General features: G+C 58.9%; 18 protein-coding genes. 4 read left to right on the top strand and 14 right to left on the bottom strand.

Annotation, left to right across the window (positions count from 1 at the left end):
* Positions 1 to 25 precede the first annotated feature (25 nt).
* The 6 genes from HMI59_RS05190 to HMI59_RS05165 form a co-directional block, all read right to left on the bottom strand.
* A complete protein-coding gene (locus HMI59_RS05190) occupies positions 26 to 1,909 on the bottom strand; it encodes a glycosyltransferase (protein ID WP_193593040.1) in 1,884 nt (627 codons plus the stop codon).
* Entirely contained in the window at positions 1,906 to 2,796 is an 891-nt protein-coding gene (locus HMI59_RS05185) for an ABC transporter ATP-binding protein (protein WP_071416174.1), read from the bottom strand. The genes HMI59_RS05190 and HMI59_RS05185 overlap by 4 nt, the downstream gene beginning before the upstream one ends.
* A complete protein-coding gene (locus HMI59_RS05180; RefSeq protein WP_071416173.1) occupies positions 2,783 to 3,673 on the bottom strand; it encodes an ABC transporter permease in 891 nt (296 codons plus the stop codon). The genes HMI59_RS05185 and HMI59_RS05180 overlap by 14 nt, the downstream gene beginning before the upstream one ends.
* 22 nt (positions 3,674 to 3,695) lie before the next feature.
* On the bottom strand, positions 3,696 to 5,129 hold the full coding sequence (locus HMI59_RS05175) for a glycosyltransferase family 4 protein (RefSeq protein WP_227471542.1): 1,434 nt from the start codon (positions 5,127 to 5,129) through the stop codon (positions 3,696 to 3,698).
* A gap of 293 nt (positions 5,130 to 5,422) precedes the next feature.
* Positions 5,423 to 6,685, bottom strand: a complete 1,263-nt coding sequence (locus HMI59_RS05170) for a glycosyltransferase family 4 protein (RefSeq protein ID WP_193593038.1) — start codon at positions 6,683 to 6,685, stop codon at positions 5,423 to 5,425.
* Positions 6,686 to 6,687: 2 nt separating this feature from the next.
* A complete protein-coding gene (locus HMI59_RS05165; RefSeq protein ID WP_193593037.1) occupies positions 6,688 to 7,164 on the bottom strand; it encodes a hypothetical protein in 477 nt (158 codons plus the stop codon).
* Between the two features lie 347 nt (positions 7,165 to 7,511).
* On the opposite strand from HMI59_RS05165, the gene HMI59_RS05160 reads away from it, so the two are divergent.
* The 3 genes from HMI59_RS05160 (at position 7,512) to HMI59_RS05150 (ending at position 12,123) form a co-directional block, all read left to right on the top strand.
* Complete coding sequence (locus HMI59_RS05160) at positions 7,512 to 9,248, top strand: hypothetical protein (protein ID WP_193593036.1); 1,737 nt, start codon at positions 7,512 to 7,514, stop codon at positions 9,246 to 9,248.
* An 82-nt stretch (positions 9,249 to 9,330) separates the two neighbouring features.
* Positions 9,331 to 10,386 (top strand): LCP family protein, encoded by a 1,056-nt coding sequence (locus HMI59_RS05155; protein WP_193593035.1) that lies wholly within the window; start codon positions 9,331 to 9,333, stop codon positions 10,384 to 10,386.
* A gap of 1,194 nt (positions 10,387 to 11,580) precedes the next feature.
* A complete protein-coding gene (locus HMI59_RS05150) occupies positions 11,581 to 12,123 on the top strand; it encodes a DapH/DapD/GlmU-related protein (protein WP_193593034.1) in 543 nt (180 codons plus the stop codon).
* Here HMI59_RS05150 and HMI59_RS05145 read toward each other — a convergent pair.
* From HMI59_RS05145 to HMI59_RS05110, 8 genes are all read right to left on the bottom strand, one after another.
* Positions 12,106 to 12,906 carry a polysaccharide deacetylase family protein gene (locus HMI59_RS05145; RefSeq protein WP_193593033.1) on the bottom strand — a complete coding sequence of 267 codons (801 nt, stop codon included), beginning with the start codon at positions 12,904 to 12,906 and terminating at the stop codon, positions 12,106 to 12,108. The genes HMI59_RS05150 and HMI59_RS05145 overlap by 18 nt on opposite strands.
* A 484-nt stretch (positions 12,907 to 13,390) precedes the next feature.
* Positions 13,391 to 15,277 (bottom strand): hypothetical protein, encoded by a 1,887-nt coding sequence (locus HMI59_RS05140; RefSeq protein WP_193593032.1) that lies wholly within the window; start codon positions 15,275 to 15,277, stop codon positions 13,391 to 13,393.
* Positions 15,277 to 17,301 (bottom strand): CDP-glycerol glycerophosphotransferase family protein, encoded by a 2,025-nt coding sequence (locus HMI59_RS05135; RefSeq protein ID WP_193593031.1) that lies wholly within the window; start codon positions 17,299 to 17,301, stop codon positions 15,277 to 15,279. The genes HMI59_RS05140 and HMI59_RS05135 overlap by 1 nt, the downstream gene beginning before the upstream one ends.
* A 149-nt stretch (positions 17,302 to 17,450) precedes the next feature.
* On the bottom strand, positions 17,451 to 18,815 hold the full coding sequence (locus HMI59_RS05130) for a lipopolysaccharide biosynthesis protein (protein ID WP_193593030.1): 1,365 nt from the start codon (positions 18,813 to 18,815) through the stop codon (positions 17,451 to 17,453).
* A gap of 93 nt (positions 18,816 to 18,908) precedes the next feature.
* Positions 18,909 to 20,396 carry a polysaccharide biosynthesis tyrosine autokinase gene (locus tag HMI59_RS05125; protein ID WP_370583584.1) on the bottom strand — a complete coding sequence of 496 codons (1,488 nt, stop codon included), beginning with the start codon at positions 20,394 to 20,396 and terminating at the stop codon, positions 18,909 to 18,911.
* 211 nt (positions 20,397 to 20,607) lie between these two features.
* Positions 20,608 to 21,933 carry an O-antigen ligase family protein gene (locus HMI59_RS05120; protein WP_193593028.1) on the bottom strand — a complete coding sequence of 442 codons (1,326 nt, stop codon included), beginning with the start codon at positions 21,931 to 21,933 and terminating at the stop codon, positions 20,608 to 20,610.
* 25 nt (positions 21,934 to 21,958) lie between these two features.
* On the bottom strand, positions 21,959 to 23,125 hold the full coding sequence (locus HMI59_RS05115; RefSeq protein ID WP_193593027.1) for a glycosyltransferase family 4 protein: 1,167 nt from the start codon (positions 23,123 to 23,125) through the stop codon (positions 21,959 to 21,961).
* Positions 23,101 to 24,045 (bottom strand): glycosyltransferase family 2 protein, encoded by a 945-nt coding sequence (locus HMI59_RS05110; RefSeq protein ID WP_193593026.1) that lies wholly within the window; start codon positions 24,043 to 24,045, stop codon positions 23,101 to 23,103. The genes HMI59_RS05115 and HMI59_RS05110 overlap by 25 nt, the downstream gene beginning before the upstream one ends.
* 330 nt (positions 24,046 to 24,375) lie before the next feature.
* On the opposite strand from HMI59_RS05110, the gene HMI59_RS05105 reads away from it, so the two are divergent.
* Positions 24,376 to 25,854 carry a sugar transferase gene (locus HMI59_RS05105; RefSeq protein ID WP_193593679.1) on the top strand — a complete coding sequence of 493 codons (1,479 nt, stop codon included), beginning with the start codon at positions 24,376 to 24,378 and terminating at the stop codon, positions 25,852 to 25,854.
* Positions 25,855 to 25,878 lie beyond the last annotated feature (24 nt).

Below are 25,878 nucleotides of genomic sequence, written 5' to 3'. Positions count from 1 at the left end.
TTGTCTTGGTATTCAGCGAGTCCGGCTAGAGAGTGACGTGTTCTGCGGGGTTCCCCCAGAACTTGACTTCCCCGGTGGCGAGAAGTTCGTCGTCGGAGGCGTTCCAGGTGTGCCCTGCCCCGCCCCGAAGTTGGTAGTAGTTGTATCGATCGGCGGAGTAGATCTTCCCGCCGCCTTCCGTCACGGCAGTGAGGAAGGCGGTATCTTCGCCTCGGTTCTTCTCTTCGAAAGGGTGCTTTTCGAAGACGGCGCGCTTGGCCATGATGGTGGGTCCCATGACCATGTGGCTGAAGCGGTGCTCCATGTGCCCAAAGCGGTAGACAGCCGCGTTGCGGCTGGCGATGTACATGAAGTGCGCCAGTTTGCCTACGACGTCGGCACCTGAGTACCGCAGTGCGTTCAGTTGGTCCCGCAGATAGTCGGGGCCGTAGTAATCGTCGTCGTCCATTTTGGTCAGGACGGAACCACTTGCGGAGGCAACGCAAAGGTTCAGGCAGGCGCCGAGGCTGAGCGACTGCGGTGCTTCGAGCAGTGTCAGCTTGCTGACGCCGTACCTTTCCTGCAGCCCTGCGATTTCCGTGGCATCGGGCGTGAACCCGTGCGTCAGGAGCACCAGTTCAACGTCCACTCCACGCTGGGACGCGATCGTGGCGAAGACGTGGTCCAGCTGCCGGGGCCTGATGGTGGAGACCAGCGCGCTGACGGATTCGGGCTGGACCGGGCGCGCTTTGGCCGGCAAAGCGGCCGCCAGGACCTGCTCGGCGCGGTGGGCGTAGGTGTGCTCAGCCCAGATCCTGCGCTGGGCCAGGTGCACGGAGCGGTCGTTGAGCTCGGGACTGCGCAGGAGTGCCCTGATCACGTCGGAGGCCTGCTTGGTGTTGGCCACGCTGTGGACTTCGTTCTCCGGGAAGAACCGCGGCAGCGCGGGGCTGGGGGTCGTCACTACGGGGGTTCCCGCTGCCGTGATTTCAAAGATCCTTCGCGCGCACATGCTGGGTGAGTCAACAACGGAGTTCACGTTGAGGAACACTTTGTAGGCCTTGTAGGCGGTCAGCATCTGGTCGTAGCTGAGCGACCCCACCACGTGGGCGTCGTAAGGATCAGGGAACTGGTAGTCCGGATCTCCGCCCAGCTGGCGGGAGAAGATCTCCAAGCCGTTCTTGAACTTGGCCGAGCCGGCAATGGCCCCGTCCAGGAGCAACTGCATCTGTTCGCGGCGTTCCGGGTACTTGTGGGCAAAGTACATGCCGGCGAAGGCCACATCCCTGGCGTGGCGTCCGTTGGCCGGGCGGACGGGGTTGTGGATGGCCGGTTGCGCCGCGAAGGGCAGCACGGCAACGCGATCGTGGCCCAGTGCTTCGTAGTACGCCGGGAGTTTGTTCTCGTCCGAGGTAAAGACGAAGTCGAACTCGCGGGCGGCCGGAAGGAAGTCCTCAAAGTGAGGAGGGTCTTCTTTGTTCCAGAAGACCGTGGGGACGCCGTTCTCCTTGCACCACCGGAGCAGGTTGAGGAACTCGGGCTTGGGTCCATTGGGCCCGGTGAGCTGGTACTGCCAGGAGCCGCTGTTGCCCTTCCAGGCAGATTCGATGAAGACGAAGTCGATCGCCTGCTCCTGCAACTGCTGCAGCCAGGAGTCCTTCTCGAGGAAGACCACGTTCCATTCGTAGGCAAACGCCTTGGCGGAGAAGTCGTCCAGGATGACGCCGACCGTCAGGTCCTCACGCCGGGGAGCCGTGGCGGGGTACTCGTATTCCGGAAACGACAGCCCGTTGCGGAGCTGCTGGCCCTGCGCGCTGCGGACGGGACCCGATGACACCCGATGGCGCCGGTACCAGTCGCGCAGCTGCGGGACACCACCCTGCCGGAGGTGCCAGAGTGCCTTCCGGGCATCCGCCAGGAGCGGCCTCATGCTTTGGTCCTGCGCATCTTGCTGCGGCCCAGGATTTCGGTCATCTGGAGGTTGGCCCGGGCTTCGTCGCGGATACGTGCGGCGGAGATGTTGTTCCCCTTGGCCAGGTGCCCGGTGAAGTCCTGGTATGCCTTGACCGTCTCGGCCGGCTCGCCGTCCATGATCAGGTGGCCCTTGTCCAGCCACAGCACGCGGCTGCACATCTTGGTGATGGTGTCCAGTGAGTGGCTCACCAGGAACACGCAACCGGCCTGCTCGCGGAGCTGGTCCATGCGCTTCTTGCTGCGGTCACCGAACTGGGCGTCGCCGGTGTTCAGGGCCTCGTCCACCAGGAGGATCTCGGGGTCGATGCTGGCGGCAATGGCAAAGCGGAGCCTGGAGGCCATGCCTGAGGAATAGGACTTCATGGGCAGGTAGATGGAGTCTTCAAGGCCGCACAGTTCAACAATGCTGTCGAACTTCTCATCCACTTCGCGGCGGCTCATTCCCATGGCAAGGCAGCCGAGCACCACGTTCTGGTGTCCGGAGAGATCCGGCATCAGGGCGGCGTTGACGCCCAGCATGATGGGGGTACTGGAAGCGAAAATAGCACCCGACGTCGGACGCATCTGACCGCTGATGAGTTTCATCAGCGTGCTCTTGCCGGAGCCGTTGCGGCCGATGATGCCCACTGACTCGCCGCGTTCCACCACGAGGGACAATTCGTAGAGCGCGCGGACGGTCACCGTATTGGGGCGGTGCCTCAAGCGGCGCAGGAAGCTCGTATCCCGGCGTTCCTGTGCGACGGCGTCGGAGTCCGTGGTGACTACCCGGTACTCCATGGCCGCGCCGTCAACAACCACGCACGGGTGGCCTTCAACATCCAGAACCTGCTCAGTTGCGGCCATAGGATTCCTCCCCCTGCCAGAAGAAGACCATGCCAACTACCAACGCACCCAGCGCCCATACCGCGAGCGTGGCCCATGACTGCCACGTGGGCGGTTGGGCGTAGAGGATGCAGTTGCGCAGGATGTCGATGACATTGAAGAGGGGATTCATCTTCAGGACTGCCAGAAGGTCCGGGTGCGTCACGAACTTCTCGTACGAATAGAAGATCGCGGAGCCGTACATCCAGGCGCGCATGAAGAACGGCAGCAGGTGGGTGGCGTCATGGACGCGGGAGATGATGCGGGCAAGGATCAACCCGACTCCCAGGTTGAAGAGCGATTGCAGCAACAGCGCCGGGATGATCAGCAACCACAGCCACGTGATCTTCTCCACGGGAGGGATCAGGGTGATGATCAACAGCATGGCGAGGATCAGCGGGACGTTGGACATCATCTCGCGGATGTTCATGCCGATCGGCAGCGTGGCCCGTGGGAAGTTGAAGGCCTGCACCACTGACTTGTTGCTGTGGATGGACCGAGCCCCGCTGGTGATGGCGCCGGAGGTTCCCTGGAAGATGAAGATGCCGATCACCAGGTAGCCGACGTAGTTTTCGATTCCGCCGCTGGTTTGGAGCAGGAGTCCGAAGATTACGTAGTAGGTGAGGCCGTTGAAGACGGGGTTCAGCAGCAGCCAGGCACTGCCCAGGCGGTCCCGGCGGGTGCCGCTCTGCACCCGGGCGCGGGCGTCGTAGAAGATGAATTCGCGGAAGTCCCACAGCTGAACCAGGTAATCCAGAAAGCCTGGACGCGCACCAACGCGCGTCAGGCGTCGCATGTCCACAGCCAGTGGCTGTACCGCCGCTGGCTCTGGCAACAATGCTGCTTTCTTTGCCGACATCAGCTGTCCCTCCCTACGTTTGTTAGACGCCCAAATTCTCGTACGCCCGGATGTATGCCCGGGCATTTGCCTGCCATGTCCTCGTAGCCAAGACTTCTTGCCGGCCTGCAGCTCCAAGCCGCCGCCGCAAGTCCGCGTCGATCAGCAAGCCGTGCAACACCTCAGCCAGCCCTTCCGGGTCCTCGGCTTTTGTCACTTTGCCGTTGACGCCGTCGTGCACTATCTCCCGCAGCGCGTCCAGATCGCTGGCTACTACCGGCCGACCGGAGGCCAAAGCCTCAACAGGCTTGAGCGGGGTGACCGCACGGGTGACCGCGAGGTCCTTGCGCGGCACCACAAAAACGTCCAGGGACAAGTGGTACAGCCGCGCCTGCGCGGGAGGCACACGCCCGGCGAAGATGGTGCGGTCCATGAGACCCAGCCGCCGGACCTGGTCCTGGAGCGCGGGCGCAGCAGTGCCGTCCCCAACCAAAACCAGCTTCAACTTTCGCAGCCTTGGAGCAAGCAGCGCAAATGCGCTGACCAGATCATCAAGGCCTTCGTAGTCAACAAGGCTGCTTACTGTTCCTATGTACAGGGAGTCGGGATCCAGGCCCAGAGCCCTGCGTGCGTCGGCGTGGTCTAGCGGTTCCTCCAGGTAGTCTCCACCCACTGCATTTGGGCAGATCAGCACCTTGTTTTCATCGATTCCGGACGCCACAATGTTGCGTTTCATGGACTCACCGAGCGTCACCACAAGGTTGGCGCTGCGCATCACGTCCGCTTCACGCTCGGTGAAAAGCGAGTACCGTTCGCTGCTCCGGGCGGCCTCTCCACGTGTCGAAGCCCACGTGTCTGCCAGCTGGCCGCGGACTTCATAAGCCCACGGAATGTTCAGGGCACCGGCGACTTCGCGGGCAACCAGTCCGTTGACGAAGTGCGTAGTGGTGTGGAGGACAGCCGGACGGAACCGGCGCGCGATGCGCAGCACGCCTTCAGCCTGTTGCTGGAGCCTGCCGTCCATGGAAGTTGCCATGCGGGCCGGCAAGAGGCGCTCATAGCGGACCCCGTCAACTACGTCCCGCTCGCGCGCGGTAAGCGAGCCGATCTGCACCGGGTAGCCGAGCCGGGTGACGGCCAGGGCCTCCCAGCCCTCGGCCTGCTGCGCGGTCAGGATCGAGTGGCTGCGCCGGGCATAGCCGCTGCCTGTGTGCGGCACGGAGTTGGTGAGGAGATGGAGGACTTTCCGGGGCTGCGGCGTCGTCGGCGTAGCCGGCAGCGATGGTTTCCACCCTTGGAAGACGCGTACTTCGGATTCGAGCCGCTGCCGCTGCTTCGCCATGGAACCCCGCTCATCCGCGAGGACGACGACGGCGCCGCTCATGTCGCCGTCGTACCACTTGCGCCGGGCGAGGGTCGCCGGAGTACGGGTGGCCCCGGCGGCCAGCGGCAGGAAGACATCAGCCCATTCGGGCATCTCAGCAGCGATAGCAACCTCTGCAGCATTGCGAGCACTTTGCCCACTAATGCTTTTCTCAATTGCCCTAGAGAATCGTGCAGCGAGCCCGGGGGTGTCACCTCCGGCATGGCTGGCAAGAAGAAACAGCGGTTGGTACGAGCGGGGGTCCAACGATGCCAGTTTGCGAGCTAGAGGCCGAACAAGCTTCGGCGGCAACTTTCTAAGTACCTGCAGGACCAATACTGATGGCGCCTCATTCAGGTGCTCGGAAATAGTTACGACCGTGAGGACCAGGTTCTTCAGAAGCTGCTTCATACTGCCGCCTGTTCTTCCGGACGCACCAGCGCGGAGATGGCGTCCATGTACCGGATGGCGAGCTGGGCGTAGTCGGCGTTGGCCTTGACCCATTCGCGGCCGCTGGTTCCGGAGGCTAGCCGGGCGCGGTCCTTGGACAGTTCGCGCCACAGTTCGGCCACGGCCTCGGCGTTGGCCGGGACCACGTCCCCTCCCCCGGCTTCTTGGACGATCCGCTTGGCTTCGCCCTTGACGATCGCGGTGACGTGCCTGCCGATGGCAAGGACCTCGTACGTTTTGGACGGGACCGTGGTTTCGAAGGACTTCCAGTCGTCGCGGAGCGAAACGATGCACGTGTCGGCCTCGCGGTACTTGTCCACCACTGCCTGCCCTTGGAGGGACGGGAAGAACGTAACGGGCGCGTCCAGCTCGCGGGCGAGTTTCACCAGTTGGGGTCTGCTGGTGCCGTGACCCACCAGAGTCAGGTGGAAGCCGTCGCCCAACAACGCCGCGGCCCGGATGAGGATATCCAGCCGCTGGCTCTTGCCGTGGTTGCCCAGGTACAGGGCATGGAAGACGTCCCGTTCGGCGGGCGGTGCTTCCAGGAAGGGCATGGCGTTGAGGTCGAGTCCGTTGCTGACCGTCACCACGTTCTTGATGCCGCGGTTGCGCAGCGTCTCGGCAAAACCCTCGGTGACCGTAACCACCAGATCAGCACGCTGCTGCACGAACTCTACGGCCCGCTCCGCCACGCTCTTGACGCTGCCCTGCACCAGCCTTGCGTCGCGAGCCAAGTCCGGCCAGGCGTCGCGCATTTCCACGATCAGCGGCACGCTGCGCAACCGGGAGAGGACGTACCCGGTGGCGAGGGTTGGAAGGCTGGGAGCCGTGGCCAGGATCGCGTCGGGTTTCTTCCCGCCGAGCCCCACGGGAACAGACATCACAGCGGAGAAGAGCTGATCCGCAAAACGGGCCAACGGCGAAGTGCCCAAGTGTCGCAGATAGGGCACGCGGCGGATGGTTTCCTTGAACGGACCGGGCTGGTGCGAGAAAGCGAACCCGGCTTCGCGGCGCGGCAGGTTCCGGCGGCCGTTGGGGTAATGGGCTACGGGCGCGACGACGTCAACAGCCCAGCCGGCCTTCGTGAATTCGCGGGTGAGCGAAGACCACCGGCGTTGCGGCGGGCTGTGTTCGGGCCAGTAGGAATGCGTGAGCAGCATGAGGCGCAGGGGCGATGCCGAATTGTGGTCAGCCGCATCCCGTTTACGGGAAGTCTTCATGGCTACTTGCCGTTGAGGCGGGGCCTACGGATGCCCTTTGAACGCAATGCGCGGAAGTAGGCCAGGCCGAGCAGCAGGAGGACCAGGACGGTCAGACCCTGAACGATCGGGTTGTTCTCAGCCACCGGCGCGAGGGCTGCCTTGAGCGGGCCGGTGATGTCCGCGCTGGCTACCGCCGGAGCTGCGGACTTGGTGGGCGTAGGAGACGGGGTCACAACAGCGGGTGCGCTGGCCGTTTCCGTAGGTGCCTCGGGTTCCACTACATACTCTTGGGCCGGCACTTCGGTTGGCAGCACCTGGAGGCTGGGTGGCGGAGTGACAACCGGCGCGGTGGTGGCCGGAGCAACGGGCTCGACGGCGGGTGGCGCCACGGGTGGTGGCGCCGGCGGTGCCGGAGGCTGCACGGGAGCGGGGTCCACGGGCGTGGGATCCAGCGGCGCCGGTTCGGTTGTAGGGAAGTCGATGGGCGGAATCACCACTACAGGAGGCGGATCTTCAGACTCGGACGGCTCGGGAGCAGGGCTTTCCGACGATGGTTGGGGGCTTGGGAAGATATCAGTAGCAACAGCCGGTTGGGTTCCCAGGAACCCAAATACGGCCAGCATCAAAACCACAAGTGCGGTTTGAACACGTTTGATACCGGTGCCCAACTTTCCCCCCGTTGCTTACTAAACGACCCTGCCAGCGCCTGCTTCAATCTGGCAACGCGGGTGTACCGGCCGCCATAGCTACCAACAGCAGGAGGGCAGCCCGGTTTAGTCTAGCGTATGGATAACTGTCAACCGTTTCCGTAGGATCGTTTGCTGTTGCCGACCCGAGGAATACATTGACGCTCATCAGAGGAAGCCGCCCCCGGATCAAAGCAATCCTGGTGGCCGTCGTCCTTGCCGTGGCAGTCTCCGGCGTCGCCCTGGCCTGGCCGCACGGGTCAGAGGTCCTTTCCAACCAAGCAGAGCAACCCGACCCTGCACCGGAAGCCACTCAGCCGAGCCCAACGCCCTCCCCCACCGTCAAGGCTCCGCAACTGCCGCCCTATCCCATCGGTGGGTACTTCGTCTCGGCCAGCTCCAGCCTTTCGCGGAATTCGCAGAAGCTCATGGAGATGAAGGCTGCAGGTGCTGATACGGCCATCACGTTCGGCTCGTCCCTGCGACCCGTGACGTTGCCTTCGATTCCCAGGGACTGCCTCATCAACGGCGAAAATTGCGCCAAGGCCGTCTCGGACAAGATCAACGTCAGCCGGTACTTCCTATATCCGGACCACAGCGCGTGGAGCAAGAAAGCTGTTGTTTGTCCCCGGGACCGGCAAGTGGTCAGCAAGGGCAAGAAGTTCACCGTGTTGGTCATTCCCACTCAAGGCAGCGGCTGCAATTCCTCGAACGGACAGTACGACGTTGTAGTGGCCGGAGGAGGATCGTCTGGTAGTCCTGATGCCACCGGCTCTTTTGCGGCGGCTGCCACCAAGCTGGGCATGAAGCTCTATGCGGGACTGCCTGCTCCCGTGAAACGAAGCGACCTTCCGTATCTTCCCGATTTGTCCTACACAGGGACTCTCAAGGCTTTCACGGAACGCTTCCTTCAGTACCACGCGTCAGAGAACAACGTTGCGGGGCTCGCAGGCTTCTACCACCACACTGAGATGCCGGTAACCGGCAGCCGTGCGTTCGATTCGGTCCTTGACGTGTACCGCATGCAGAACCAGGCCATCCACAAGATCCTTCCCACCCGGGCCGCCATTGTGAGTCCTTACCTGGATGCACGGGTCAATGCAGTGAGCATCAGCCTCGATCAGGCCCGCGAAGGCGCGAAGCGGATTGCCCAAACCGCCGGCGGACTCACTCTGAACATCGCCATTCAGGACGGCATGGGAACCGGGAAGGGCGGGGCCTTCCTTGAGAACGAGGCGGACTCCTCCGTGGACCGTTACGCCGCCAGCATCGTGGGCAAGGGCACGTGGGGTGCCAAGTACGTGGCTCCAGTGCGCGACTACTTCCGGGCGGCAGCGCAGGGCATCTCCGGAACGGGCGCAGTTTTGTGGGCCAACCTTGAAGGAATGGCACCCGCAACCGCTTCAAATCCGTGCGGGGACAACCTCCGTGGCCAGAGCACCAAGGAACGGATACAGCGGCAGCTCCAGCAGCTGTCCCAGGCCACCAAGGTTGTCTCTTTCATGTGGGACTCGTATTACACGTGTGCAGGGAAGGGAACGCCGCTCAAGACCCAGATGGAGTCAGGGCTCGGCACCCCCATCATCACGGAAGCCACCTTCGAACCATCCACTGGGCTGGTGCGGATTTACGGCTTCAATGTGGTTGGTGGCACCACGGAAGTGAAGTGGTCAACGGCTTCCGGCAAACAACTGACCAAGAAGTTGGCGGCAAGCGGTGAGAATACTGCGTACGGGGCAAACAATGGCATGCATCCCAAGCTGGAAATGATGGTGGTCAAGGTGGGGCAAACAACGCTCGCCAAGGACGCGCCCTACTCGCTAACGGTGACCAATAAATGGAAGACCTCAAGCCGTAGCTTCTCGTCCAAGAGCTTGTACAGCGCTGCCGGCTGACTGCCTCCAACGGCTGGCCTCAGAGGGTCCTAAAGGTGGATTTGGTAGAATCATCGCTGCTGATGTCAACCCCTAGGAATAAATGACGCACTCTACTGATGCCCAGACTGCTGAGCACCACGCCCGTCCGCGACGCGAAAAGAGCCAGAAGAAGACGGCACGTAACGTGCTTCTGGGCTTCGCAGCAGCAGTGTTGGTCATTGCTTTGGCTTGCGGCGCTTACGTCTTCAAGTTGGCACAGACGTTCAACACTGGAACCACCAAGATCGAGAACGCCTTCCCGGACGAGGCTACCCGCCCCATCAAGAACGTCACCGGCGCCATGAACATCTTGGTGATGGGCAAGGACAAGAACGCGGACAAGTCCGTTGACACCGACGATTCCGGCCCGACGGACCAGCGCACTGACACCCTGATTTGGGTGCACGTTCCGGCCGACCGGAAGAACGTTTACGCAATCTCCATCATGCGCGATACCTGGGTGAACATCCCCGGGCACGGCGAAGCGAAGATCAACGCGGCCATGGCCCAGGGCGGCGTTGCCCTCACAGTCCAGACCGTGGAGTCGCTCTTCCAACAGCGCGTTGACCACGTTGCCATGGTGGACTTCGAGGGCTTCAAGGGACTCACCGATGCCCTTGGCGGCGTGGAAGTCAACATCAAGACCGGGTTCACACCGAGCGTCCTCAAGGGCAAGGTCACCTTCCAGCCGGGCAAGAACCTGCTCGACGGCGAGAAGGCGCTGGCGTTTGTGCGTGAGCGCCGCTCGTTCCCCGACTCGGACTACACCCGCGTCAAGAACCAGCAGCTCTTCCTCAAGGCCCTGCTGAGCAAGACCATCTCGAAGGAGACCCTCACCAACCCGGTGAGGATCAACAACATGGTTGACGCCATGTCGCCGTACGTCAGCGTGGACAAAGACTTCGACGCCGGAACCATCGGTGGCCTCGCGTTCCAGTTCAAGGACCTTCGCGAGAAGGACACCATCATGTTCACCCTGCCGAATCTGGGCGTCGGTACCTCTGCCGACGGGCAGTCGATCGTGGTAGCCGACCAAGCGGCCATCTCCGGAATCGCCAACGCCATCGGCCAGGACAAGCTCGGCGCCTACGTGACGGAAAACGGACTGGCTCAGTAGTAGCCGGGCATGCCCGCCTGATTTTGCCCTTCAGCGTGTTGGTGTTCAAGCCAGCGAAAAGCATCGAACGCAAATTGTTACCGTGATGGGAAGCCCGTCCCGGATCAGTCCAGCCGCCGACTTGGGTGCTTGGATCCAAGGTGCGCTTATTCCCAGTGGAAGGCAACTGCGCCGGCAGGGTTGGAATGCAGCTGGCGTTTTCAGGCCTCATGCAGCGAGCAATCCAGAATGCCACCTGCTCGGCAAGCACGAGCAGCGACAAGTGACAGCCCAAGACGTACGGAATCAGCGCCCGCATCGCCTCGGACCCTGCCGAGGCCCAGTTAAGTAGTTCGCTGAATGCCCAGCGTTTGGCGTTGTGCTCCAGGCGGACGCCACCCCTTGCGAACTTCCAGTCTCCAACAGAAGTGACGGGTCGAGATTCACGCTGGCAAGCAGTGCCAGCCCTTCATTCCACCGAACCAGCTGCGGAAGCGTTTGTTCCAAGCTTTCCTGAGAACGCTCTGCCGGCGTTTTCCTCGTTCATGTGGGGCAGGAACGTCTCTGGTGACAGGAGTGTGCCGTCCTGCGACGCAGTCGTGCCAACACGTCTACTAATACAAATCGCCACGCTGCAGTCCTACAACAGGCTGGAAGTATATTTGCAGTCTGGCCTTGAACAGCTTGTCCGTTGGTTGGATATATCCAACGCGGCCTGGTTCCGCGGACCGGTGAGGACATGACTTCACGCTGAATTTCTACATGATTTTCATAACGGCCCCCTCGTCACAAATTGGGGAAAGGCATATGAGATTCCAAAAGACAGCCTCCTGCTTACGGATCAACCACTAATGCCTTGTACCGATATCGAACCCTGACCTGTTCGTGCCACTGGGCTGGCGTACGGTGAGTCAAGGGCGTCGAATACCGCTTTCTGACAGGGTGTTCGATCCGGGGTCAAGTGAGGCAGGAAGCTCCTCCAGTGGCACCGTCGGAGCCGCTCGGGAGGCGGTTTCATCGGTGGCGTGGATCATGGGTCGTTGACCTAGCGGTCATGTGCGGACGTCGCTTACGGCGCAAGCGGCCTTGTTCGGCAAGCTCGTACGTTGCGCTCTCCAAGGTGCACGTGGTCGGGTGACCGAAGCCCACCCGGTGGGTGGGGTCTCTATGAAGCAAGGGCACCCAACCGGTCTTTAGTACCGCTAGACTCGGGGCATGGGGAATACGCTTGCACAAAAGGTCCGTCTTGCTGCCTATTGGATGGTTGCCAAAAACCTGCCCGCTTCTACGTCGCCGGGCGGTGCCCTGTGGCGGAAGGCGAGGGCTGCTGTTGCCGGGCCACTGTTTGCAGAGGTCGGAAATGGCATCAACGTTGAACACGGTGCGTCGTTCGGCAAGGGCGATCGTATCCGCATAGGTGACCGTTCCGGGATTGGTATCAACTCCCGTCTTGATGGGCCGGTGACAATTGGCCGAGATGTGATGATGGGGCCGGAGGTCATGATCTATGCACTGGGGCATAACTTCACTGACACGGACACGCCCATGATTGAACAGGGCATGTCCGTGCCGCGAGAGGTTGTCATCGAGGATGACGTGTGGATCGGTGCCCGCGCCATCATCCTTCCCGGCGTGACCATTGGGACGGGCTCGGTTGTGGCCGCGTCTGCGGTTGTTACCAAGTCGGTCCCCCCGTTTTCTGTCGTTGCCGGTAATCCTGCCCGCTTGGTTAAGTCCCGCCTAGCCGAGGTCGCCTAGGTACTTGGGTTCGAACCAGACATGATCAAAACGAATCTCAGCGCCTCCAACAACAGCTTGCAGACCGAGGTCAACGTTTGCCGTTTTCGTGCTTTGCCCTGCCGTGAAATCAAGACTGAACTTTTTCCACCCGGCACCTAAGTCCGTACCTAGAACGGGAGTGACTTTCACGTCTAGTCCTGCAATCACCGCTTGCCCATAGTCAAGCGACTGAATACGAGCAAAAGCCTTATCAGCAATCACGTTCCCGGCGTTCCCTGCCGAGACGAGCTTGCACTGGCCGCTGAGCGTGTACTGCCTTCCTGGCACATATGCCGTGTTGTCCGTGGTCGAGAGCTTGAGAGCTTTGGTGCCTTGGTAGTTCGCGGCGGGGGTGTCCTCCACAACGTCCACGACACCATTAGTTGCGGTGAACTTACGCCAACCTGTTGGATGCCCCCTGAGTCTTCGACGCCACGTTGTCCGGTTGATCAGCAGCGGCAGGGCGTCACTGTACCGCGCGTACAGCACCGGGTTGGTTCCCACTGCGGTGTCCAGCCAGCGGTCATAACGCAGATATATATGTTGATCACAAGCGAGGTTCCTACCGCCCGAACCAGTGCCGAGCGGATACGCCCAAGTGGTGACAGCCCCCGCGCCCAGTAGGTTCTCAAGGTAGGACTTGGGATAGCCGTATCCCTCGGCCCGCTGAACATTGGTCAACGCTGTCATGTTGGCGTGAGTTTTGGAGTGCGCCGCAATCTCGTGGCCAGCGGCGTGCATGGCCAGAATGTCAGCATCCACAAGTTTGCTTGTTGGCTGTTCACCAGATCCGGGGTGATGCAGAACGTGCCTTTCTGCCCCCGTTCATCTATCCACCCTGCAACGGTTTTCATGGCGATATATGCGTCGTCCATGGTCAGGACCACGGCACCGCGCCCAGTGTCGGTGAGGCGCTTGGTGGCGGCATCAGCGACAGCCCCGACAAACGCGGCTTTCATTGGGTCGGCAGTTGGGCCATAAGTGGCATTAGGCGCCGTTTGTGTAACGGTTCGGCGGCATTAACAGCGGTGCGGCGGGTGCGCCTAACAGCCCATTCGCTTGGTCTAGCCACGACAGCACTGAACATGACGTTTTCTGACGTCCTGAGGCTGTTAACGTCAGCGCCATCGAGCACTTTTGCCTACTCCACGCACACTTTCTCGAACGACTCATCATCAGGATGTTGGGGTGATCGCGCATCGCTTCCAAAGCAGGACTTCGCAGACTTACGGGTACTTTGTGGTTTCTACGCCGGCTGTTCGGTTCTGAGCTCGGCGTCCTCGGCTCTCACAACAGTGACGTGCGGCCATTCAAGTGCCGCAAAGGCGCCTTCCGCCTCAGGGTCATCCCTAAGGTCATAAATGACTGCCTGAACGTGTTCCACGCCCGCGGCCACCAGTAATCGCACCACAAACACGTCTGCCAGGTCCCAACCATCCCGGAGCTGGACGGCAATCACGTGGGAGGCATGCCCTGTGACCGGGACTTCAGCCAAGGCAGGAACTTCGGCCTCGATGTCGCTGACAAAGTGGACCTCCAGAGTGTGGCCATCGGGGTTTGACGCCAAGACCTTATATCGGAACCGGCCAAGGCGTGTTCCGTCCAGAACTGCATGCTCCGCAGTCGCGCCGCTAGCCAGGCTGAGTTGGGCTGCCTCGATGACCCCTTCGATTCTGTCCCCCTCATGAGCCAGAGCGACTTGAGGCAGTTCGCCACTCGCTATCGTCCCCCGCGGTCCGATCGCGACAACGTGGGCAAGCTGCCCCACCGGATCGTATGCACGGGAAAGCCTCTGGGCTTCAGAGGTGTACTTGACGAAGCCGTAGGCATGGTTGCTCATGAGCTGCAGGAATCGCGTCCGCCCAAGCTGGCCTTCCAGGAACCAATTCGCTCCGCTCATTTCTGCTGACTCAGGATCGACGCGAACCTGGAGCTGGATGGCATTGCCTTCTTCGAATACCCTGGCCTGTTCGCACGTGATGTTCTGGTTTTGCGAGCCGCCTTGGAGGAATGCGCGAATAATTCCCAGCATCGCCGGCAGGGCCGTCTTGGCAACGTCCGAGTGTGCGCCGTTGACCCGGTATTTGGTCAGGTTCGGCACATCCCGTACGAACTCGATGAGCGAGTGGTTACTCAGCTCATCTGAGTTTGTGTAGAAGTAGTCAATCGTGCGGCCTTCGGCGAAGTACCGTCGAAGAGCGGACTCGGGCTGTTCGATCGCCCTCAGCGCCTTGTTTCTAAAGAGGTTGTCCCGAAAGAACGGTTTGTTGAAGTAGTACGGCAGGTTCATTTGCGGCACTGCCAGGAGCAGCCGGGCGTCCGGGTACTCCTGGGCATAGTGGATAGCAATGCTCGCACCCTTCGATGCACCAAACATGAGCACGTCCGCAGCTCCGATCTTGTACCGCGAGAGCAGTTGATTGATGGCGGCGCATACGCGGCCGTACAACGGCCTGCCGGCAGCGTCCACCATCATGTACGATCCCGCGCTCAGGTAGCGGTCTTGGAAGCAGACCATGACGGTGTCCTTCAGGTCCTGGTCCGTTAGCGCCTTGAGGTAGCTGACGGCGTAGGAGATCCGGGTGGTTGATGGCCCAAACCCCGGGAAAGTGATGAGCATTCTTTTGGGATTCTTGGTGTTTCCGCGGATGGAGTAGAAGACGTCTCCGTGCTGTTCCACGCCGTACTGCTTGTCGTACTTGAGCTGCTGCGTGGTAGTGAACGCTCCCCTACCGATCTTTAGTTCATAGGGGACGTCGATATCTATCGTGAACTTTGTGGGGTCGTCCGAGGTGACCACAATGTTACGGTACTCGAGTGGGAACCCACGTGCGGGCGGTTCGATGCGGTTGCCGTAGACCACTTTGGAGCCTTGGAGCAGCCGGAAGTTTGAACCGTTGTGTTCGCGCCAACGTGCAATGGTCAGTTTGGCGAAGTAGGTTCCTGGGGGCAGCGTCCCCGACGCAACGCGGCGAAGGCTTCCTTCCAGTCCTTTCTTCTTGACGAACTGCCGGGCAGCGGAGTTTGATGGGGAACTGAGAACCCGGCGTGCAGCTTCGGTTCCTAGTGATGAATAGGCAAGGTTCTTGCCCAGGCCGGTAACGCGGCGTTTGATATGGCGTGCGATGTTCATTAGAGGCTCAGCATCCTCTCCACGATTGATGCGTTGATGTTGGCCGGGTCCACTCCCCGGAAGAACCTTTCCCTGCGTTTGGCGAAATGTTCGTTTGAACGGAGGTAGTCCTCCTGAACGATGTGGCTCACCAAGTCGGCGTGTTTGTGGAAAACAGGTCCCAGTCCGTCTTCGGTGTAATCAACCCTGGCTTCGTACGGTTGCTCTTGGAAGAAGTCGGCAGCATCCCAGTGGTAGTAGGCGATCGGCGTTTCGATGAATGCCGCGTCAAGGACCGCTGAGCTGTAGTCCGTGAAGACCATTTCAGCCGAAGTGATCGCTTCCCGGTAGCTCAGTTCCGACTGGATAACGTGTTCGGAGAATTTGAAGTGACCAGCGCGCTTGTCCACGTTCGGATGTAGTTTCACCTGCAGAATGCGGCCTGTTTCGCGAAGGTGATTCAAGAGCAGCGGGTCGGTAATAAGTTCGTTGATCGCCCTGCAGTAGTCGGATTTGGCGAAGCCCTCCGCCGACACTTGATGCAGGTTGAACCGCCACGTGGGCATGAACAGCAAGTGCGTCGATGATGACTTCTCCCTGGCCAGAACCTCATAACGAGGCAGACCGGAGTTGACGGTCTCATTGGGCGCCAGCGCAGCCATGTAGTCAGCTTCGAGTTCACCCGTTGCCACAAAGACGTCGTAGTACTTGGACAGTACCCAATCAGTCATGTCGTTAAGCTGGATCCCGTGCTGAAGGTAGACGAACCGCGAGTTGGCGAAGGACTTTCCCCTGTACCTCACGTTGTAGATCTGGGAAGAAACCACCAGGTCAGAGATGAGGAACTTCTCGTAGAAATCCGTGGTGAAAATCGGCACGAGCTTGAAGCCCTTGTCCTTTAGCCGGGACCAATCCGGGGACTTTGGGTTGAGGGCGAAGTAGGCTTCCGTGTATTCCGGATGATTCCGGGTGAAGTACTCGTAAAGGTGTTCGGCATTGTCGTCAGCCTGCATGGGTCGGTCGAAAAACAGCATGGTCGAGTGTGGCCCTATGGGCCGGCTGTAGAAGTCGTAGGTACCGGCCCGCCCGAAACCCGGCCTATTATCATGCGGCCGGTAGGACTTCCGGATGGTCAGGACGTCTCCCCCGCACGTCAACCTGTAGAGCAACAAGTCGTCACCCGACTCTTGTTCTCCTTCGCTGAAAAGCAGATAGGAGTCGCCTCCGGTCAGTTGTTTGAAGGGACGAGCCTCAGGGCCTGGCCCGCCCAGCCAGCGAATCCACGCCGCTTCAAAAGGCTGTAGAGGTTCCACGAAGCGGGCCAGCTCGACCAACCTGAAACTGCGCACAACGTCGCGGAGGTGGTTCAGGCTGACTTGGGTGGCCTTCTCCGCCCGCAAGCCGCGCAGAAAGAGCGCAAGGTACCTGACGAGGTAGATGCGAAGTTCCGTGGAGGCCGCACCTATGAGCGGCACCAAGCGTTCCACATCAGACTCGACGCTCAAACCAATGGCAGCCTTTGTATCCGTTGCAACGGAGAAACCGACGCTCAGGGGCTTAACAGCCCCAATTGACCAGTACAGGCGGTAGCTGAGGTAGAGGGCTGAGCGGTCAACATCTCCTATGGCTTCCAGCGCGAGCGCCAAACGACCCGTGTTGAAGACAACGCCATAAATGTCCGTGTCGCGGGCATAGCGGTAGGCGTCCTCGATCTTGGTAGCCGACACGTTCTGGGGAATGGCACCTGCGTAAACCACCGGCTCTGCCAAGTAGATGTTCCTTGGTCTTAGGTAGTCGAGCATGGCTGCCAAATAGGTTGGCGATAGCTGCTGGGTGGCCCTCATGAACACCACGTACTTACTCTCAAGGGAATCGCACAAGGCAGCGATCGCCTTAGTGGTGAGAGTCTCATCAACGTGCACGATGCGGAGCTGAGATTCAAAGCGCAAACGTGCGGCCAGGAGCCGCCTGAAAGTCGCCGACTCCCGGTCCAAAGGACCAGGTTCCTCAAGGACGACGGTAAGCAAGGGCAGTGAGTCGGGCATCAGGTGGTCCTCTGAGTCGAAGGCGCAGAGCATCTTCGGCGCGGACCCCTGCGTACTTATTTATGGTTCAAGGACACAGTGGGCGCGGGACCCGAATCGTGATGCAGGCCAACAAAGGAAACTGTCATTGTCACCTACAGCCCCTCCCTCTAACTTGACACGGACAACGGAGGATTCTTATCTGCCTCCGCCGGTTCATGGGAGCGATTGCCTGTCCGTCTTCCTGCCCGTCGGCGATACCGGGACTTAGTCAGCCGTCGCCGTCCGCGTCCACTTTTTTCTCGCCTCAGCACCCACCAAATGTGGGACCACAGCACTAGGGCCAAGAGTCCTTCGCAAACCAGTGTGACCGTAGCCGCGCCATAGACACTCCACGTCGGAATGATGATCAAGTTCAGGCCTACATTTACTAGGGCCGCTCCAACTTGAGCTAATGTCCTGAACCCTTGGCGTCCGCAACCCGTTAACGTATCTGCGGCAAGATAAGACGCGGCCCGAAGGACTATAAGCAATGCCAACAGCCGTATCAGATCAACGGCCTCAGCATAGTCAGCACCCAACAGCAGTGGCGCGATGGGCGCAGCCAGAAATGCGCCGACCGCCGCAAGCGCACCAAGCCCAAGCACCAATGGTGCTATCTTGCGTGTTAGGTGCATTGCGGCATACAGGCCGCGTTCTCCTTCCCGAAAGAAATGAGGATATGCAGCCGCAGCAACTGCCCGAATGGGAGCGTAGGCCATGTCGATGACTCTGTAGGCGGCGGAATAGAGGCCCGCACTAGTCACGGAGCTCAGTCTCCCCAGCATGGCCTTATCTATATCGTTGTAAACGTTCTGGGCCGAACCCGCAATCGAAAAAAGCATGCCTTCACGGACATCCGACCATCGGAGTTGAAAGCCAGCCTTCGCCCGGCCAAGTTTAAGCGTGGTTACAAGAACTGCAGCCATTGCTATGGGCATCGTCACCACAAGGTACGCGGTGCACCAATTTTCAAGTCCGATGTCGGGTGCCATGAGCATAACTACAGTTGCGGCCCCGAGCCGACAGGCGTTAATGACCGCCGGCAGAATGATCAACGCCCGAGTCCGCCCCAGGGCTTGCCAAAGCATGCCAGCCAACTCTACGAGTTTGACGCCTATGACGTCCGCTATGACGACCTGGAATATGGTCAAATAGGAGACCTCGGGCGGTGCAATGAGATCCGTTAGTGCGGTCACACCCAAGGCCAAGAGCAGCCCAACGACTACTGAATATCCCAGAGCCCTCAGCCACTCGGCACTCGCAACTGCCGCATTTCTCGAAACGTTGCGCACCATAATCGCGTTAGCACCTAAGCTGCTGAACGGCGCTACTAACGCTGCAAGCGCGAGTGCTGCAGCGAAGGCTCCATACTCGGCCGTTCCCAGCATCCGCGCCAACACAACAAAGTAGGCCGCCTGCAATCCCAGCCTCGTGAGCTGTCCGGCTAATAACCCCATGACATTCTTACGAAAGCCCTTTAGGTTGACAGTCACTTCATTCCCCTAAGACCTGGCGTCTATGACTACTGAACTAGTCGACCCCGGCACGCCTGCTTCTGTTCGTGCTGGAGAATAGGCGAGAGCGGGCTAAGAATCACCGGCTCGTCGAGGCGGATAGGTGGATGGAGTACGTACCGGCTCTTCGAAAAATGATCGCCCATGCTCCCTATACGAATCTTCATAGGTAGCACTCGCAGAAGAAGCCGAGGAGCGGACGCGAAAATCCTCGCGCCGTTTACTCCTAGATTCAACTCTGTCCGTGGTGTTGTCAGGGCGGCCGTCGTACGTGTAGGAGTAAGCATCAGGCCCCTTATGCGGCAATCTGTTCAAAACCATGCCCAGGACGGTGGCCCCTACTCGATTGAGTGCCTCCATCGAACGTTCCAAGGCCTGCTGTCGAATCTTGCCGACCCCTACTACGACTACAACCCCGCCGACATGCTCCGCGAGTACTGCAGCGTCGGTCACCGGAAGGAGGGGCGGTGCATCCACCACGACGATGTCAAATGTTGCTTCGAGACGGTCGACTAACTCGCGCATCTCTCGTGATCCAAGAAGTTCACTCGGATTTGGCGGCACTTGGCCTGAGGTAATGACATACAGGTCGTCTTCACCCCATCGCTGGATAACGTCATCTACTTCAACGGTGCCCACCAACGCACTGGTCAAACCTACCGTTTGGTCCAGTCCCAAGTACTCGGCAATCATTGGTCTGCGCAAGTCTGCATCCACAAGACAAACCGTTTGTCCCGCTTGAGCGAGGGCTATGGCCAGATTGGCTGCTGTAGTGCTTTTCCCTTCCCCCGGTAACGAGGAAGTAAGAACTAGAGATTTCTCTTTGAATGAAACGTTGGCGAACTTCAGGTTCGTTCTGAGCGTCCGGAAAGACTCCGCCCTTGGGCTTTGATGCGCGATTTGCGTAATCAAAGGCTTCTTCACAGCTGCTTGCTCGAAAGCTATGCCGCCAAGAAGCGGTGCGGAAGTGATCCCTTGAAGATCCGCTTCGCCCCGGATTCGGGTATCCAGGAGCCCCCGGGCCAACGCAGTTCCTAGCCCAAGCGCGAGGCCTGCCAAGAGCCCGAGAATCAAGTTCAACTTCGTATTCGGCGTCGACGGGGACTCAGGAGCAACCGCGGGAGCCACCACAGAAAGGCTGACCGGAGATGCCCCGCTTGTCCGCGGCTTTTCTAGAGTCTCCACTGCCTTGATTAGGCTGTCACCCACAGCTTGCGCAATCGCCGCGGCTTGGACGGGGGAACGATCCGAAACCTCAATGCTAATGAGCACAGTGTTAAGCTGCGAGGACACCTTCATCTGCTCAGCCAGTTCTTCGGGGCTGGTATCTAGCCCTAACGCCTGGATAGCCGGCTGGAGAACGATAGGAGTGGTCGCTGTTTGTACGTATGACTGCACCCGCGCTTGCGTGAAGGTGTTGCCCTGCTGTAGCTCCTGAACCGACCCAGAGTTCTGTATAGCAACAAATAGTTTGGTGTTCGCAGTGTAGCTGCGGGGCATGGCAAAGCTAAGTGCGGCCCCCGCTAGAAGGCCAACAAGTAATCCTGCGCAAACGATCATCCAGTTTCGGCGTAATATGCGCAAATAGTCTGGCAAATCCAAGACTTCGGTCCCCCCGTTTTAGTAAAGATGTTGTCCGGCACAGGCCGACAGAAGCCTCGATCCTCAGCCAGAGCAATCATACCGGCTTCAAAGCTCGTCTCGGTCGGCTGGCAGCCCGCTTCCGAATTGGACCGGCCGTGAGCGCTTCCAACGGATCCCGTTGGAAGCCTTATTCAGGACGCAACGAGAGCTTCCTAGAACGATTTGTTGATAGCCCAGACGGCACGGGATCGACAGCCCTACTCGCAAGATAGACAAGCGGAAGAACTAGAAAGGTGTGCCCGTCAAAGGCCACAGGGTTCCAGTAAGCCTCGGTTAGTCCTAGCACTGCAAGAAACACATTGTAGGAGACCGCAACTCCCAAGTCAGCCGTTCGCCTGCTTGCAGAAGCGATTGAAGAGTAGTGGGCCGCATACAGGAAGCCCACGCTCAATACACCTCCACCGAAGAGAAGTAACAAATACTCACTGTGTGGGAACAGCGGTGGCAACAGCCCAATCGATTGGTAATAAGTCCAGCGGTCGAGTCCTAGGCCTGCTGCCCAGTCATCACCAAGAGCTGTCAGACCCCGAATCCATATCATGCCCCGGTTGCTGAACTGTGCGGGTTCGGCATTGGTCACTAGGTAGAAACCGACACAGAAAATAGCGGCCACCGTCAATTGGAATACTAGCCGTTTGCCCCGGGACGGATCTGGGTGGAAGTCTCTCGTTCTTCTTGTCCCTTTCAGGCAGAGCAAGTAGAAAGCCCAAGCTGCGAGCCCCAGAACGACCGCAAGTTGGGACGTGCGTGACTCAGTTGCGTACAGCGTCAGCAGAACAGGCAGTAGCGACAGCACAGACACCGTCCCCGACCAGGTTTTCAGCACAAACAATATTGCCACACATGCATATATAGCGAGAGCGTTTTCTGATGAGAAAGGTCCGGTATATATAGCACCGAATGGGCCACATTTAAATATGTCGCATGGGCGCCATGCGGGCCCTGCAAAGAGGGTCAACATCAAAATGATCAAAACAGAGCATACTATGATTCGACCGACATCTTCGAGATATATCCGCCCCACACAAGCCAAAAGGCCCGCAAGCACAAGAATCGCAACAGCGAGGAAACGACCAACGGATTGCCCGAGTGGCAAATCGACATTTGCTACGGCATTCACCGTTGCCATGACTACAGCGACGGCGGACGGAAAGAATGGGCCAATAGACAACGGGCGGGATAGCTGCGCTCCCCCTCTTTGTTTCTCCCTTACACGACCGACCGTAGCAAGTATGACGCAGCCCAGAAGAAGACCGAATACAGCGACTTGCCCAGGCTGCCCGACCAGCCCAAGTCCAGCCTCATACAACAGTCCGCCGAGTACAAGGGATGCCACACCTATAAGACTTGGCAAGTCGCGTTTGATGATGCCACTGGAGGCGAGCACACGGAGGTTGGCGATCAGCGCGACCAGCGACATGCTTACGATGGCGTACTCGACGACAGTTTGCATGTCTAGCCTTCTCCCTCCCCGGCCATCATAGCGATCGCGCCGGTGAAGTCAGAGCGGAAAAAACTTCTGCCCACTTGTTAGCAACTGAATTTGAACTAAAAGTAGCTCGCCGACGCTGAGCTGATTTATATATCAGGGCCTTCTCTATTTTTGCCGAAGCTCGTGCCTTAATTTCTTCAGCTACGCCTGATGGACTTGCAGCGCAGGTCCACCCAGGAACAAAAGCAGGAATCATTTCCTCGGCCACGTCATTACTTGTGGATATAACGGGTAGACCATGGTTAGCTGCCTCCACATATACCAAACCAAAGGTTTCGACAACAGCGCAATGAACCATCAGGTCAGCGCTTATCATTTCATGTTTGAGTTCGTCAGGACCCAAGAAACCCGCGAACCTAATACGGGGGCCAAGACCCAAACTCTGTGAAAGCTCTCGTAAGTTATCCTCACGAGGCCCCGCACCCACTATAGTCAGCGTATATTTATCCTCAAGCAGAGATAGTGCTCGGATAACGATTTCTTGTGACTTTATTGCAGTTAGTGAACCAACAGTGATCAACCGAATACTGTCACCGCGAACGCGTGGCCGAGAAAGAGGTAAATCAGCATCCAGGGGGGTTTCTACAAAATTCGGTATGGTGACGACCTGAGAGGAACGAGCAAGAGCCGCTATGTCACGTCGCAAGGGTTCACTTACGGCAACAACAGCGTCCGAGCGCCTGTAAAAAAGCCGCGCGCCACAGGCCAGAACACGCATCTGCAGTGAGGACGCGACGCGCTTACTCAGTAAGGAATGTTCCCAGACCAAGACCGCGAATCTGTTTCGCCTGACAACCATCAGCCAGGGCAATGCTACCCAGACTCCAGTTAGTAGCACGACATCCGTCTCTAGCTGACCCGAGAACTTGAACAGGCGCCACAACGACGTCACTCGGCGCCAACCCCGCAGGGGCCCGCCCAAGATACGGGCCTCTGGATAAAGTTCGCGGTCTGATTGCGAACCGCCTATACAGACAACCTCAACCTCGTAGTTAGCACCCAACAACTCAGCGGTTTGAAGCGCCACTCGTTCCATGCCAAACGCTGGTGCCAGATGGGACACAACAATCGCAACCTTGCGGCATTCTGTTTGCTGCAAGTCGATCCCCCGTTCCTGTGTCATAGCACCTACCGTATTTTCCTCATCAACCACTGCAGTGATTTTCTCGGGATGGCACCGGCCAGGCCGATAGCCGCAGGGCCAATGCTTGGGACGCACCGGCTTTGGAGCATGCGCTTTAGGACCACCCGAACGCCCGTTAGGTCTCTCTTCTGAAGGGCGTAACGCAGCGTCTGCGCGGTGATGAAATCCACATACACCCTTGCGCCTAGCGGTCGAAGCAACCGATCTGCCCAAGCAAGGGAGCTAGCCCAATCGGCACCAGCAGAAATCGATCCTTGGCTGCCTAAGTGAATAGAAACGAGGACGTCCTCCGCCTGAACGACTGATACTGATTCCGCCTTGCTCGCACGCACCAACCAATCCCAGTCTTGGTGCCGAGCCAAGGTCTCATCCCACGCTATCTCTTCACAGATGCTTCGAGCAGCGAAAACCGTCGATGTGAAGAAACTCGCGCGCTTAGCTCCTGGGCGCCTCCTTGCAAAGAGGTAGTCTTCAATTCGATCTCCCGAACCGATCAGCTTTGCAGGGATTCCGGAAACGATGTTTGCGGGCCCAGACGTCTGCGATACTTGCTGCACCCGGCAGCCAACGATGGCTCTCTTCCCCCTGCTGGCTTTGGCTTCTGCAAGCTGCAACTGTCGGGTGATTTTTGAGGGGTGCCAGGTATCATCGTCGTCGAGAAACGCAATCCAGTCGCCGTTCGAGTGGCGGACTCCAAGGTTCCTGGCAAACCCGCCCTTCCGTCCCCCGCCCGTAAACATAACGGCATCGGCATCTGCAGCCAACCGTTCCACCTCAGGACTGGTCTTTTCCGGATCTATGTCGAATACAACGATAACTTCCAAGATGCCAGAAAAGTTCTGACTTTTAGCGCTCTCAATTGCCTGCGACAGCGTCGCTCTTCCGGTGGACGGAATCACAACTGTGACGTCAACAGCCCTCTTCCCCAAGTTCTGCCCCTTCTAATTTGATATCCGGCACGCCCCCACCAGCGTGAAAATGACGCGGAGACGGAGTCGCGCGCGATCGGCTGGACATGCGGGCCGGAGGCTCCTGCGTCAACTATCGCACGATCGCATAGAGCTTACGCCTAACCGCTTGTTCCACGATTCAGGTAGCCAGCGAGCATGGTCTATGATTGCGCTGTATCCGTTGACAGTCGCAGTTGTCTTTGGCATGCCTGACCAGTGACACCGTCGGTCGAGAATCCTTCGCAAGAAGTAACATTGGCGCCACTCACAGCCTTGACCGACAATATGCTGCGGACATCAACAAACACTATGGGGGCCCAAATTTCTTCGCTAACGAGGTTGCGGACGACTGCGCAACGAAAGGCATGGCGTACTCATTACGTCTCCAGAATCCGGTTCGTTGATGCCGCGGTCATCATCTGGGCCATCGTAGGTGCGTACGGCGTACGTTTCGGTTTCGCGGACCTAACCAACGGCACTATCCGCGACTTCGATTATGTTCTCCTATCCGTAGCATTAGTATTAGCTTGGTGGCTAATGCTCGAGTTGTGGGGGTCTCGTGAATCCAAGGTGCTAGGTAGCGGAACAGATGAATACAAACGAATTATCTCGGCTTCCGCTTGGCTTTTTGGTTTCGTTGCCATTTTTTCCTACGGGTTCAGAATAGATACTGCCCGTGGATATGTTGGATTGGCTTTCCCAGCGGGCGCTTTAGGCCTGCTCATAGCCCGGTGGTTGATTAGGCAGCACCTCAACTTGGACCGCAGAAGAGGGCAAAGTAGCTCCCGAGTATTAATTGTTGGCAGCTCTGACTCCGCAGCGCATCTTGTTGAGTCCTTAGGTAGTGTTCCTGAAGCAGGCTACGTGCCTGTAGCTGCTCACCTACCCGGTGAAAGCAACCAGAGAGTCGAGCAAACGAATCTGACCGTTCCGGTCACCGGCCGAGAAACAGACGTAGAGTCGATTCTGGCCGCCATATCAAGCATTAAAGCCGACTCTGTCGCCATTTCAGCAGGTGCAAACATCCCCCCTCGCGACCTCCGGAAACTAGGGTGGGAGCTGGCTGCTCGTGATGTAGGAATGATACTGGCGCCAGCGCTTACAGATGTAGCCGGCCCGCGCATCCACACGCAACCAGTAGCCGGCTTGCCGCTAATTCACGTTTCCACCCCTAAGCTAACCGGCGGCAAGAAGGTTGCGAAACGGACTTTCGATATCGCGATTGCCGGGTCGCTGGTGGTCATTCTGTCCCCACTTTTTCTAATAATCGCTTTGTTGGTCAAGGGCACAAGCAGTGGACCAGTGTTTTATCGTCAAAGCAGGGTGGGACTACGTGGCTCAACCTTTGACATGCTTAAGTTTCGCTCCATGCGCCCAAATGCGGACGCCGAACTAGCGGCCCTGTTGGAAGCGCAAGGCTCAGCAGATAGACCACTGTTCAAAGTTGAAAACGATCCACGAATTACGCCGATAGGACGAATTCTACGCAAGTACTCTCTGGATGAATTGCCGCAACTCATCAACGTCCTGGGTGGCAGTATGAGCCTCGTAGGACCCCGGCCGCAGCGTGACGGCGAAGTCGCACTCTATGATGACGCAGCTCATCGCCGTCTCTATGTCAGTCCTGGAATGAGCGGGCTATGGCAGGTCAGTGGCCGTTCAAACTTGACCTGGGAAGAGAGCATCCGCCTCGATCTCTACTACGTTGAAAACTGGTCCTTGATGGGCGACGTAGTCATCCTGTTCCGTACATTTAAGGCCGTTTTCGCAAGCACAGGTGCCGTTTAGCACCGAATCGGCTAGACCAGATTC

Source organism: Paenarthrobacter sp. YJN-5 (assembly GCF_015040095.1).
GTDB classification, from domain to species: Bacteria; Actinomycetota; Actinomycetes; order Actinomycetales; family Micrococcaceae; genus Arthrobacter; species Arthrobacter ureafaciens.
The sequence above is the reverse complement of the archived record's forward strand: the minus strand, read 5'-3'. Positions and strand labels throughout refer to the sequence as shown.

Excerpts from the sequence above, each read along its gene's own strand:
- HMI59_RS05175 (WP_227471542.1), bottom strand. The coding sequence starts at position 5,129 with ATGCCCGAATGGGCTGATGTCTTCCTGCCGCTGGCCGCCGGGGCCACC.
- HMI59_RS05180 (WP_071416173.1), bottom strand. The coding sequence starts at position 3,673 with ATGTCGGCAAAGAAAGCAGCATTGTTGCCAGAGCCAGCGGCGGTACAG.
- HMI59_RS05150 (WP_193593034.1), top strand. The coding sequence starts at position 11,581 with ATGGGGAATACGCTTGCACAAAAGGTCCGTCTTGCTGCCTATTGGATG.
- HMI59_RS05140 (WP_193593032.1), bottom strand. The coding sequence starts at position 15,277 with ATGAACATCGCACGCCATATCAAACGCCGCGTTACCGGCCTGGGCAAG.
- HMI59_RS05135 (WP_193593031.1), bottom strand. The coding sequence starts at position 17,301 with ATGCCCGACTCACTGCCCTTGCTTACCGTCGTCCTTGAGGAACCTGGT.
- HMI59_RS05120 (WP_193593028.1), bottom strand. The coding sequence starts at position 21,933 with ATGCAAACTGTCGTCGAGTACGCCATCGTAAGCATGTCGCTGGTCGCG.
- HMI59_RS05105 (WP_193593679.1), top strand. The coding sequence starts at position 24,376 with ATGGGGGCCCAAATTTCTTCGCTAACGAGGTTGCGGACGACTGCGCAA.
- HMI59_RS05170 (WP_193593038.1), bottom strand. The coding sequence starts at position 6,685 with ATGAAGACTTCCCGTAAACGGGATGCGGCTGACCACAATTCGGCATCG.
- HMI59_RS05185 (WP_071416174.1), bottom strand. The coding sequence starts at position 2,796 with ATGGCCGCAACTGAGCAGGTTCTGGATGTTGAAGGCCACCCGTGCGTG.
- HMI59_RS05190 (WP_193593040.1), bottom strand. The coding sequence starts at position 1,909 with ATGAGGCCGCTCCTGGCGGATGCCCGGAAGGCACTCTGGCACCTCCGG.
- HMI59_RS05125 (WP_370583584.1), bottom strand. The coding sequence starts at position 20,396 with ATGATCGTTTGCGCAGGATTACTTGTTGGCCTTCTAGCGGGGGCCGCA.
- HMI59_RS05155 (WP_193593035.1), top strand. The coding sequence starts at position 9,331 with ATGACGCACTCTACTGATGCCCAGACTGCTGAGCACCACGCCCGTCCG.